This is a genomic window from Streptococcus infantis (assembly GCF_047465525.1).
Classification (GTDB): Bacteria; Bacillota; Bacilli; order Lactobacillales; family Streptococcaceae; genus Streptococcus; species Streptococcus infantis_R.
On the sequence record NZ_JASGZS010000013.1, the window covers coordinates 50,527 to 61,588 of the forward strand.

At 39.9% G+C, this 11,062-nt stretch carries 12 protein-coding genes and 1 pseudogene; 4 read left to right on the forward strand and 9 right to left on the reverse strand.

Going from position 1 to position 11,062, the window contains the following annotated elements; all coding sequences use genetic code 11:
* Positions 1-9: 9 nt before the first annotated feature.
* From rsgA to QM374_RS06350, 5 genes are all read right to left on the reverse strand, one after another.
* Complete coding sequence (gene rsgA, locus QM374_RS06330; RefSeq protein ID WP_414311203.1) at positions 10-888, reverse strand: ribosome small subunit-dependent GTPase A; 879 nt, start codon at positions 886-888, stop codon at positions 10-12.
* 1 nt (position 889) lies between these two features.
* On the reverse strand, positions 890-1,762 hold the full coding sequence (gene rsmA / locus QM374_RS06335; protein ID WP_414311204.1) for a 16S rRNA (adenine(1518)-N(6)/adenine(1519)-N(6))-dimethyltransferase RsmA: 873 nt from the start codon (positions 1,760-1,762) through the stop codon (positions 890-892).
* 30 nt (positions 1,763-1,792) lie between these two features.
* The gene (locus tag QM374_RS06340) at positions 1,793-3,184 is read right to left on the reverse strand and encodes an SseB family protein (RefSeq protein WP_414311205.1); all 1,392 of its coding nucleotides are present in this window, start codon (positions 3,182-3,184) and stop codon (positions 1,793-1,795) included.
* Positions 3,185-3,345: 161 nt separating this feature from the next.
* Complete coding sequence (rnmV, locus tag QM374_RS06345) at positions 3,346-3,909, reverse strand: ribonuclease M5 (RefSeq protein ID WP_414311206.1); 564 nt, start codon at positions 3,907-3,909, stop codon at positions 3,346-3,348.
* Positions 3,906-4,682 carry a TatD family hydrolase gene (locus QM374_RS06350; RefSeq protein WP_414311207.1) on the reverse strand — a complete coding sequence of 259 codons (777 nt, stop codon included), beginning with the start codon at positions 4,680-4,682 and terminating at the stop codon, positions 3,906-3,908. Before QM374_RS06350 ends, rnmV begins: the two co-directional genes overlap by 4 nt.
* A 154-nt stretch (positions 4,683-4,836) precedes the next feature.
* Between QM374_RS06350 and QM374_RS06355 the strand changes: the two genes are divergently transcribed.
* Complete coding sequence (locus tag QM374_RS06355; RefSeq protein ID WP_414311208.1) at positions 4,837-6,681, forward strand: APC family permease; 1,845 nt, start codon at positions 4,837-4,839, stop codon at positions 6,679-6,681.
* Between the two features lie 81 nt (positions 6,682-6,762).
* Positions 6,763-6,933, forward strand: a complete 171-nt coding sequence (locus QM374_RS06360; RefSeq protein WP_414311209.1) for a hypothetical protein — start codon at positions 6,763-6,765, stop codon at positions 6,931-6,933.
* Between the two features lie 43 nt (positions 6,934-6,976).
* On the opposite strand, the gene QM374_RS06365 is transcribed toward QM374_RS06360, so the two are convergent.
* The 4 genes from QM374_RS06365 to QM374_RS06380 form a co-directional block, all read right to left on the reverse strand.
* On the reverse strand, positions 6,977-8,941 hold the full coding sequence (locus QM374_RS06365) for a peptide ABC transporter substrate-binding protein (protein ID WP_414311210.1): 1,965 nt from the start codon (positions 8,939-8,941) through the stop codon (positions 6,977-6,979).
* Positions 8,942-9,083: 142 nt separating this feature from the next.
* Positions 9,084-9,218, reverse strand: a complete 135-nt coding sequence (gene rpmH, locus QM374_RS06370) for a 50S ribosomal protein L34 (RefSeq protein ID WP_000831905.1) — start codon at positions 9,216-9,218, stop codon at positions 9,084-9,086.
* Positions 9,219-9,725: 507 nt separating this feature from the next.
* Positions 9,726-10,064 (reverse strand): Cd(II)/Zn(II)-sensing metalloregulatory transcriptional regulator CadX, encoded by a 339-nt coding sequence (cadX, locus tag QM374_RS06375; protein ID WP_049549049.1) that lies wholly within the window; start codon positions 10,062-10,064, stop codon positions 9,726-9,728.
* Positions 10,065-10,075: 11 nt separating this feature from the next.
* Positions 10,076-10,690, reverse strand: coding sequence for a CadD family cadmium resistance transporter (locus QM374_RS06380; protein ID WP_084972499.1), 615 nt, complete (start codon positions 10,688-10,690; stop codon positions 10,076-10,078).
* A gap of 28 nt (positions 10,691-10,718) precedes the next feature.
* Here QM374_RS06380 and QM374_RS06385 point away from each other — a divergent pair, with 28 nt between their 5' ends.
* Positions 10,719-10,847, forward strand: coding sequence for a FanG protein (locus QM374_RS06385; RefSeq protein WP_080979389.1), 129 nt, complete (start codon positions 10,719-10,721; stop codon positions 10,845-10,847).
* Positions 10,848-10,990: 143 nt separating this feature from the next.
* A pseudogene (locus QM374_RS06390) lies at positions 10,991-11,062 on the forward strand (transposase); the annotation flags it as partial.

The following is an 11,062-nucleotide window of genomic DNA, read 5'->3' on the forward strand; positions in this document are numbered from 1 at the left end:
GGTTTCTCCTTATTTTGGAATTTTTTTGCTGACTTTTTTATAGGTTTCTCTGCGATTTTCAATCTCACTGAGGAATTGCAAATAGTTGTCAAAACGGAAGGTAGCAATGATGCCTTCTTCTACTGCTGGTTTGACTTCGCAAGATGGCTCGTGGGTATGAGTACAAGTACGGAACTTGCAGTCTCGGCTAACAGAAGCAATTTCTGGAAAGGCCTGATTAAGGTCTTCTGCTGTTGTCACTTCATAATCCAGTGATGAAAATCCTGGCGTGTCTGCTATTTTCCCACCATTGAGATTGTAAAAACTAACAGCTCGAGTAGTATGGCGACCACGACCTAGACTATCAGAGATTTCTCCCGTCTCTAGATTGAGGTCAGGTGCAATTTTATTAAGAAGGGTTGACTTACCCACACCTGTCTGCCCCATAAAGACTGTCACCTTGTTTGTCAATAGTGGCAAGAGCTCTTCCTTACTAGTTACAAAGTCATAGCCGATGGCACGATAGGTCTGCTGGTAAAAATCCAGCTCTTCGCTATCCTCTAGTAAGTCCATTTTGGAAATATAAACGATAGGATGAATACCCTTGTGCTCTAAGAGAACCAAGAAGCGATCCAACAAGTTGCTATTAAAGTCAGGTTCTTTAACGGACATAATGACAACTGCTTGGTCAATATTGACAATGGGTGGACGAACCAGACTATTTTTTCGTTCATGAATTTCCAATATATAGCCTTCTGAGTTCTCCTCTGCAGAAAAGTCTACCCAGTCTCCAACATAGGGTGTATGACCTTTTTTACGAAAATTCCCACGCGCGCGTGTTTGATAAACTTGACCATCACTTTCCACATAGTAGAAACCCGCCAATGCTTTAATGATTTGTCCCTGCATCTTAGAGTCCTTGTCCTTTAAGTGCGTCTGCTAGACTGGCAAACTCTGCCAAGCTGAGAGCTTCCCCACGTACAGATGGTGACAAGCCTGATTGGTTCAAAGCCTTGGTCAGTTTGTCCTTGATTTCCTCAGTTTTCCCAAAGTAACCAGTCAAGTTGTTCCACAAGGTCTTGCGACGATGAGTGAAACTAGCCTTAGAAACCTTAAAGAAGAAGTTCTCATCTTCGACCGCAACCGCCGGTTCTGGACGGCATACCATTTTCAGGATAGCTGAGTCCACGTTGGGCGCTGGCACAAATACTGTACGAGGCACGATAAAGGCAACCTTGGCCGTCATGTAATACTGCACAGCAATTGACAAACTACCATAAGCCTTGGTATTTGGCTTAGCAGAGATACGATCTGCCACTTCTTTTTGCATCATGACCACAAACTCACTAAAAGGAATGCCACTCTCGATTAAGTGCATGAGAATAGGCGTCGTGATATAGTAAGGCAAGTTAGCTACTACCTTAATAGGCAGGTCAGGGTTTTTAAAATTCTGGATATGTTGCGCTAGGTCAACTTTTAGAATGTCCTCGTTGACTACGGTCACATTGTCAAAATCACGTAAGGTATCCGCTAGAATTGGTACCAAGCGGTGGTCAATCTCAAAGGCCATGACTTCTGCTGCACGCTCCGCCAAAAATTCGGTTAAAGCACCAATACCTGGTCCAATTTCGATAACATTAACCTGGTCATCAATTTCAGCCGTATCCACGATTTTTTGAAGAATATTGGTATCGGTCAAGAAATTTTGCCCGAAAGATTTTTTAAAGGTAAAACCGTGACGCTCCAGCACTGCCTTAGTCACGCTATAATCTGCAATTCTCATTTATTCTCTTTTCTAATATTAAAGAACTTTCTAATCTTGAACTCTTCCTCTTTGCTTGTCACTGAGCTCTTGCATTTCTTTAAAAGCTGTTAGACTAACATAAGCACCAGCTTCATAGTATTCCGTTGGGTTTATGGCATAGTCAAAGCCTTCAATCATGCCTCCAGCTTCTTCAATCATGCCATTCCATTTTTCATCAAAAACCATTCGCAGACGTTTCCAATCAGTAAATACTGGAACAGAGTTTCGCCCATCTTTTCCTTCTTTAACTGGAATGTTGAAACTAGAATCTTTTTCCAAGACAAAGGAATTCCCTTCTGAATTATCCTCTGGGAATCCTGATGCTGCATCTAATGGAAGCAAGAATTTTGCTTTAGGCATAGCCATAGAGAAGAACTTGTAGTAAAGCCCATAAACTAGTTCTTGCTCTTCTGTAGTCGGTTGATCCATCTGCCCCATCAAGAGCATCCATCTTACCAGGTCGGGATTCATGACAGGCACTTGTATCTCCGGCAAATCAGAAAAATCTGGTTTTTGAACCAAGGCTGAGGCACTGATACTAACTTCCTTGGAATTAAAGATTGCTCCCATGGCACCGTTTAAGTAAAAGGCTGTCCCAAGGAAATTCTCAATCCCTTTTTTATCTTCCGTATTTTCAATCAGTTTTACGACTGAATTTGGTCGACTGTCAATGGTTTCCTTGAATTGGCGATACCAAGATGGTGTCAAAATCATGATCATGGGATCAGTACACAGATAACCTTCCTCACCTCTATCATAAGTAGTTGAAAAGAGATAAGGTTCGCCTGTTTTTTCCGAATAAACTGCATAAACTGCATCTGCTTCTAAGAGCTTATCTTTAACGATTTCCGCTAGACGTTCCAACTTACGAGTGTTGGCTTGATAGCTTTCTTCACTTTCAGTTTCCTGATTTTGACGGCATTTCCATAAAAAGAGACGTAAAATTTCTACACTGTCATCAAGGCTAGCTGCCAAATAGTCTTCATTCGTCAACTGACCCTCTTGGATGGCTACAAAAGCACGATACAGAGCATCTGAATAGCTCGATAATTTTTGCTCTTCCTCAACACCTGAACTAAAGAGCACACTTCCTTTTTTCAGTTTATCCAAAGAAGGATTCCTATCAACCACTAGATGGGCAAGAACTTCATCAGTTAGACTATCGGCATCCTTGTTTTGACTGCTGAGTTTTTTGACTTCTACAGTACCAAGAGCGTCCATTCCTTGGTCAGGATTGCAAAACTGCAACTGATCCCCAACCTTGAGAGTCCCTTCTAAACTCCCAACGATCAATAATTGATTCTTTTCCTTCATAGGGAGAAAGTCCAAAACTCCCACACATGCATTGTTTTTAGACTCTTCTTCCGCTTCCGTCTTTTTCAAATAGTCAAAGATTCCCATTTTTTCTCCTTGTTGTTACTACTCCTTAGCAGTTTAGGCAAGAAATGATGTTGTCAATACTCTTATCTAAGTCTTGCTATCAAGTAGCCTTTTATCTCCTGATAACCAGCATATGATTACTTCTATTGTATCATATTCCCCCTACATTTTGGGACGGTTTCTCAATTCTCATACGATTTCATGGCATCTTCAACTTCAGCTAGACTGATGCCAAATAATTCTAAACGCTTGAGAAGTTGTTTACCATTGGAATAACCGATACGAAGATTCTCTCCTAGATATTCTCTGCGTTTTCGGCTGTCTGCTCCAGCTAGAAAACCAAGGCGAATCAAGTCACTACGGCTAATATCAAAGTCACTTTCTACTTCAAATTGCTCTGTCACCTGAGCCAGCGCTGTTTTCAAATCTTCATAACTGGCATGTTCGATTCCTAGGGAACGTCCTTTGGTCTTGGACTTAGGAACTGCCTCATCGCGTTTGAGAAAAGCGTGTTGAACTGTCGGAATGGTCGTCATAATCATGCGCCGAATCCGCTCCCCATTATAGTCAGGGTCTGTAAAAACAATCACTCCATGACGTTCATGTAGACGTTGGATACGCTCAAGGTCCTGCTCATTGATAGCCGATCCACGAGTCTCATAGGTCTCCACGTCAAAGTAGCGTTTTAGATTTGCCGTATCGTCACGCCCTTCGACTACGATGACTTGGGAAATTTTCTCTTTCATGATTTACTTTCCAATCCAAAGATTCGTTCAGCATTGGTACTTGTCACTGCTGCCAATTCTTCTGTCGTCAGACCACGTAAGTCTGCAATAAAGTCTACTACATAGCGCGTGTAAGCAGTCTTGTTTTCGCGACCACGTTTGGGAACGGGTGCCAAGTAAGGGGCATCAGTCTCTACCAAAATCTTATCCAAAGGCAATTCTTTGGCCGCCTCTTGAATGTCTATCGCTTTTTTAAAGGTCACCACTCCAGAAAAGGAAATAGTCATACCCAGCTCCACAAACTTCTCAGCCCACTCCAAAGAACCTGAGAATGAGTGCATAATGCCACCACGGGGACCAACGCCCTCACTCTTGATAATTTCATAGGTATCTTCTAGCGCATCACGGGTGTGAACTACAAAAGGCAAGTCCAGTTCCTTAGATAGCTGAATCTGACGGCGGAAAACTTGCTCCTGCACTTCTTTAGGGGCTGTCATCCAATGATAATCCAAACCAATCTCACCCAAGGCAACCACTTTAGGGTGTTTTAGTTTTTCTAGCAAGTAATTCTCAATATCCTCTGTATAATCCCCTGCTTCTGTCGGATGCCATCCAATAGTCGCATAAAGTTGGTCATATTCTTCCACCAATTCCAAGGCACGCTCAATAGTCGGTTTGTCAAAACCAACAATATTCATCCGAGTCACACCCATTTCAGCTGCTAAGGCTATTTCTTCTGCTTCTCTTCCTGAAAATTCTTCCACATTCAAGTGGGTATGTGTATCAAAAATCATTTATATTCCCTCGTTTTTTCTACCTTCTATTATACCAAAAAACTAGTCTCATTCTTATAGGAAAAAATATTTTAAAATCATTCATTTTCCCTTGACGACCTTTTTTCATAGCAGTATAATAGCTCTTGTTGAAATTTTCAGAAAAGGAAAGAAAATGTTTACAAAATTAAAATATACCTTTATTGGTCGTCCCCTTAAATCTTTAACAGAAGGTGAAGGAGGACTTCTTGGAAAAACTCAGGCACTCGCAATGCTTTCAAGTGATGCCCTATCTTCTATCGCTTATGGACCTGAACAGGTCGTTCTTGTCTTGGCTAGTCTATCTCCGCTTGCTATTTGGTGGAGTCTCCCTATCGGCATTTTTGTCCTCTTGCTACTTGCTAGTCTAACCATTTCTTACCGACAAATCATTCACGCCTACCCTCAAGGTGGGGGTGCCTACATGGTAACACGAGAAAATCTTTCTCCTGAGCTCGGTTTGATTGCCGGTGGAAGCTTGCTTGTTGACTATATGCTAACAGTAGCCGTATCCGTGGCCGCAGGAGCTGATGCGATCACAGCAGCACTTCCTGCACTCCATCCCTACAATCTCCATATCTCCATTTTTCTAGTATGTTTGCTCATGCTTTTGAATCTGCGTGGCTTGAAGGAATCTGCCAGTTCTCTGATGATCCCTGTCTATCTCTTTATCTTTAGCACGGTCTTCCTCTTATTGTTTGGTATCTTCCAACTATTGACAGGTTCTCTCAGCTATCATGCAACTTCTGCAATTGGTCAAACTGTCCCAAGTCTCTCAATCGTCCTGATTTTAAGAGCCTTCACCAGCGGTTCAGCTTCACTAACAGGGGTTGAAGCTATCTCAAATGCCGTTCCATTTTTCAAAACTCCCAAAGAGAAGAATGCAGCTCAAACACTGACCATCATGTCTCTGATTCTTGGTTTTCTCTTTGCAGGAATTACCTTCCTAAACTACTGGATGGGGATTACACCTCAACACGGAGAAACAATCCTCTCACAAATGGCTAAAGGAATTTTAGGGGATTCAGCTCTCGGTCAGATTGTTTATTATCTCTTCCAATTCTCAACTGCCCTAATCCTAGCCGTAGCTGCAAATACTGGTTTTTCTGCCTTCCCGATGTTGGCATACAATATGGCTAAGAACAAATACATGCCCCATCTCTTTATGGAAAAGGGAGACCGCCTGGGTTATTCAAACGGTATTTTGACCTTAGCCTTTGGCGCTATGATCCTTCTGCTCATTTTCAACGGAAATACAGAACGCTTGATTCCTCTTTATACTATTGGAGTTTTCGTACCTTTCGCACTTTCTCAAACAGGGATGATTCGCCACTGGAAAAAAGAAAAAGGCTCTCATTTCTTAAAATCTGCCTTTGCAAATATCCTAGGTGCCATCATTTGTTATGCCATCGTTCTTATCTTACTCTTCTTCAGACTTGGAGATATCTGGCCATTCTTCCCTATTATCCTGGTCCTAACCTTCCTCTTTTTGTCTATCCACAGTCATTACCAAAAAGTGGCCAAACAGCTTCGACTTTATGAAGGAATTCAAAAGAAAACCTACGATGGCAATATCGTCCTTGTATTAGTGGGAAATGTTACCCGAGTCAGCGTCGGAGCGATTAATTACGCTCAAAGCATTGGAGATGAAGTTTTGGCCATGCACATTTCCACCAAGGAAACGGAGGAAAAAGACCAAGAAATCCTCCAAGAATTTACCGACTACTTCCCAAATATCACTCTAAAAAACATTAATACTAGCTATCGCGATATCATCACACCTACAGTTCGCTATGTTCGAAAAATCTCTCAAGAAGCCAAGAAAAAGAACTACACAGTTACAGTTCTAGTACCCCAATTTATCCCTAACAAACCTTGGCAAAATATCCTACACAATCAAATGAGCCTCAAATTGAAATACGCTCTCAGATGGCACGAAGATGTCGTCGTTGCCAGCTATTCATATCATTTGAAAGAATAAAGAAAAGGCATTACCAGAACCAACAAGCTACTGGTAATGCCTTTTTTCTGAATCTAGTCCCTAAAATTAGCCTTATACTCAATGAAAATCAAAGAGGAAACTAGGAAACTAGCCGCAGGCTGCTCAAAGCACTGCTTTGAGGTTGTAGATGAAACTGACGAAGTCAGCTCAAAACATGGTTTTGAGGTTGTAGATAAGATTGACGAAGTCAGTTACCTATACCTACGGCAAGGCGACGTTAACGCAGTTTGAAGAGATTTTCGAAGAGTATTAAAATTTTATTGATAACCTTCTTCTATCGAATGTGGTTAGCCAAATCTTCTTGGGCTTTTTTATTAGACTCCGCTTTTTCTTTTTGCCATTTTTCATAAAGTTCTTGATACTGTTTAGCAGTCACTGGTTCCTTTTGCAATTCAACATATTTGTAGTTGTCCGCATCTCCTTTGTGCCCAACAAATGAGAAGGCCCCTGTAAACGGAACTGTCTTACGGAAGAGAGGATTAGCCCCTCCACTTTGAACTGGTAGGAAGAGAGCACTATCTGTCAACCAAGCTTGAACTTCGGCAAATTTTTCATAACGTGTTTGCGTATTTTCATTCTCATTATCTGCCGCATCCAACAACTCCTTGTAGGTAGCTAAACCGAGTTTTTCCTTGACTTCATTGTCTTTTCCTGGAGTCAAGCCAAGATTTTTCAACTGAGAACCAGAGTCTGGATCCAAAAGGTCAAGATAGGTCTTCGGATCTGAGAAATCCCCGCTCCATCCTGAGATATCGATGTCATAGTCCTTTTGATCGGCGGTATCCGCAAAGAAGGTAGCATTGTCTTTCTCATCTGGTGACAATTGAATGATATCAATAACCACATTATCTGAACCCAGCGTTGCTTCAACGGTCTGCTTGAAGGAGCTTGCCTGCTGAACGTCCAACTTAGCAGTTTGGTCTACCAACATATCCAAGTGGATAGGGAAGTTCACGCCTTCTGCTTGCAAACTTTCTTTAGCCTTGGAAAATTCAGCCTTGGCTTTTTCAGGATTCAAGAAAGCAGCTTGAGCGTCGTTCAGATTGATATTTGACCACTCTGTACCATAGTTGACCATCTTTTCATTGACAGCATCTCCAAAGTTTTTGCCACCGATTTGAACAAAGTTACTTGGTGTGACTGTGTTTCGAAGGATTCGGTCAGCCCCATCTTCTCCATTCGTCTGGGCAGCATAGGCATGACGGTCAAAGGCAAAGTTAATAGCCTGACGGAAGTCTTTGTTTTGCATTGCTAGACGAGAATCCGTCTTTTCTTTGTCCGTCTGTTTCATGGTTTGCTTGTAGCTTTGACGATTGACATTGAAGAGATAGTAGAAGGTTATAGCATTTTGAGGGGTATAGGTAATCTTATCTTCATTCCCTTTTTTCAGCTGGTCAAAGACTGAGCTTGTTGGGAAAATACGCCCGTCTGTATAGTTGCCTTCCAAGAATCCTCTAGCCAAACTATCTTGGTCTGAACCGTCATAGAAGGAAAGTTTTACTTTTTCAATCTTCACATTGTCCTTGTCCCAGTAATTAGGATTTTTTTCAAACTCAATTAAAGATTTTGAAGTGAATGATTTGAATAAGTAAGGTCCATTTGACAGGATACTAGATGGAGTTACACTTCCAAATTCGTCCCCCTTAGATTTCAAAAAGGCTTCATTGACTGGACTCAAAATTCCACCTGTTGTCTTAGAATTCCAATAGGACTCCGGCTTGTTTAAGGTATATTGGAGAGTATAGTCATCGACTGCCTTGATACCAACAGTCTCAAAGTCTGATGATTGCCCCTCAACATAGTCCGCCAAACCTTTGATAGAGTCTTGCACCAAGTACAAGTTTTCTGCTTTTTTATCCGCCGCATACCTTAGGCCTGTCACAAAGTCATGAGCTGTTACCTCTGTATATTCTTCCCCTTCAGAGGTATACCACTTGACACCTTGACGGATTTTATAGGTATAGGTCAAGCCATCTTTTGATACTGTCCATGATTCAGCCATGGAAGGAACCAGATTGCCATACTTATCATTTTCCAACAAACCATCAATCAAGTTTGTCGTAATGCTAGACGTCGAGCCACGTGTCGAAGTAATGTAGTCTAATGTATCTGGATTGCTAGCAAATACATAAGAGTAGGTTTTATCAGATGCATTTGACTGTGTCGAGCTACAAGCTACCATCAAGAAGCTAGCACTCAAAACTCCAGCCCCTAGTAAGAGAGCTTTTGATTTTTTCATAAATATTCTCCATTTATATATTATATGAAATATTATACACTATTTCAGAAAAAATAGAAAGTAAATGCAGGCCATCATTTAGGGCAAAACAAAAGCCAGTAGACTCGAGTTCCTACTGACTTCTTTGTTGAATTCGTTTGGATTATGCAGCCAAAACTTTGCGTCCTTTACGACGACGAGCTGCCAATACGCGACGACCGTTTTTAGTTGACATACGGTTACGGAATCCGTGTTTGCGCGCACGACGTAGTTTACTTGGTTGATAAGTACGTTTCACGATGAATACCTCCTCATAGATTTTGTATTCGTTTAGCCGGCTATAAAGTGATCAGTTACTAAACATACTTTACTATTCTATCTGATTCTTTCGCATTTGTCAATAGCTCTGACAAATGTTTCCAGCTTTTTTGCTGGGGGGATAATTTGAAAATCCTTCCAATTTACTTTCGAAATCTATAAAATATCTAATGTACTAGTAATTTACCCAATTGGTACACTCAAAGTTCCAAGTTTTTCCTCTTGAACCCTTCCGCCTGCCTATTAAATGTAAAAGGTGCTTTCTATATTTTCCTTCTGTCACTTCTTGCATTTAAAAAGCAACAACACCGTAGGATGACGATTCTACCGTATTTTAATTGGCAATAAACAAGATATTTAGCAATAATCCTTTCTAGTTATCATCGATTAAATCTCTTTTTTAAAAAAACTAATATGTGTAGTTATCTAAAACCTCTATCTATTTTTCTTAAACAACACAAAAACACTCTAGACGTAAAAATAGTTGTTATCCTAGTTGATTAAAAAAATCTCTGATTTCCTCATCTTTTATAAAATAATATATAATTTTCCCCTCTCTTCTAGTGTCCAAGATGTTTTGATTGGCTAGTTTACGAAGATGGTGGGAGGCAGATGCCATACTGAGATCTAGTAAACAGGCTATATCACAGACACAGAGTTCTTCAACAGCAAGGAGATAAAAGATGATATTTATCTGTTTATTATCGGTAAACTTTGTTAAAATGCGAAGTGATTTTTGGACTTTTTCCTTTTCAAGGTAGTTCATTGCGGTTGTAACATTTTGTTGATTTATAATATTCACTTGGCATATACTATCTTTTTTCATAATTTTTTCTCCTAGCCGAACACAGTCCTTAGCATGTCAAAGCTGTTGTTTTCAATCAGGATATACATCCCCAATCCTAAATAAACAACGGCAATAAACCATCTGCTATATTTTTCCAAAGTTTCTCCAACAGAAGGGACTTGAGCCAATTTTTGGGCAGAAAAAACCAAGAGATAAATCATGACTAGAAAAGTAAGTAAAGCCACTATCAAATTCGCTAAATTTAAGGTAATAAAATATGGGACAAAAACACCAATATTATCAGCACCACAACTTGCAAAAGTAATCATAGCGACTAAAAAAATCAGGTTTTTATCATCTTTGCGCAAACCATCTTTTGCAATAGCTTCTCCATCAGAATCTCCTAAAAGCAAAACTTTGAGTCCTAGGAAAATTGGAATCAAACCGAGCAAACCTAAAATCTCTTTACTAGGAATATAATTTAAGACAAATGCAAAAAGTAAACTTAGCAATATTAGACTAACAGAGCCTAGAAATTGTCCTAAATAGATGTTAATGATGTCTTTTCTGCTTTTTCTTTTGGCAAAAAATAACATTAGGATAATAAGTAAGTCTACGGCTGTCCCAGAATACAGGATTATTGAAGTAACAACATTTTGAATCATAAAACACCTCATTCAAATATATTTTTGAATGTATTTTAACATTAAACTTTGTAGATGTCAACTTCAGCTCCATCAAAATATAGATAAGAAGGTAGTGTACCAAACATTAAAAAGCTCTGCCATCGAAATGATAGCAGGGCTTAATTTCAATATCTAAATGATATATTTATCTAAAAAAGGTAGTGAAAAAGGTAGAGATTGAACTGAAATATAGTAAAATTAACAAAAGAAAAAAACGCTTGGAATGAACTGCACCCCAAAAGTTAGACAGAAAAAATCTAACTTTTGGGGTGTTTTGTTATGAAATTAACTTATGATGATAAAGTTCAAATCTATGAACTTAGAAAACAAGGATATAGCTTAGAGAAGCTT

Bases quoted from the DNA above. Each gene is read 5' to 3' on its own strand.
- QM374_RS06360 (WP_414311209.1), top strand. From the start codon at position 6,763: ATGAAAATCAAAGAGGAAACTAGGAAACTAGCCGCAGGCTGCTCAAAG.
- QM374_RS06380 (WP_084972499.1), bottom strand. From the start codon at position 10,690: ATGATTCAAAATGTTGTTACTTCAATAATCCTGTATTCTGGGACAGCC.
- QM374_RS06340 (WP_414311205.1), bottom strand. From the start codon at position 3,184: ATGGGAATCTTTGACTATTTGAAAAAGACGGAAGCGGAAGAAGAGTCT.
- rsgA (WP_414311203.1), bottom strand. From the start codon at position 888: ATGCAGGGACAAATCATTAAAGCATTGGCGGGTTTCTACTATGTGGAA.
- QM374_RS06350 (WP_414311207.1), bottom strand. From the start codon at position 4,682: ATGATTTTTGATACACATACCCACTTGAATGTGGAAGAATTTTCAGGA.
- rnmV (WP_414311206.1), bottom strand. From the start codon at position 3,909: ATGAAAGAGAAAATTTCCCAAGTCATCGTAGTCGAAGGGCGTGACGAT.
- QM374_RS06385 (WP_080979389.1), top strand. From the start codon at position 10,719: ATGTATTTTAACATTAAACTTTGTAGATGTCAACTTCAGCTCCATCAA.
- QM374_RS06355 (WP_414311208.1), top strand. From the start codon at position 4,837: ATGTTTACAAAATTAAAATATACCTTTATTGGTCGTCCCCTTAAATCT.
- cadX (WP_049549049.1), bottom strand. From the start codon at position 10,064: ATGAAAAAAGATAGTATATGCCAAGTGAATATTATAAATCAACAAAAT.
- rsmA (WP_414311204.1), bottom strand. From the start codon at position 1,762: ATGAGAATTGCAGATTATAGCGTGACTAAGGCAGTGCTGGAGCGTCAC.
- QM374_RS06365 (WP_414311210.1), bottom strand. From the start codon at position 8,941: ATGAAAAAATCAAAAGCTCTCTTACTAGGGGCTGGAGTTTTGAGTGCT.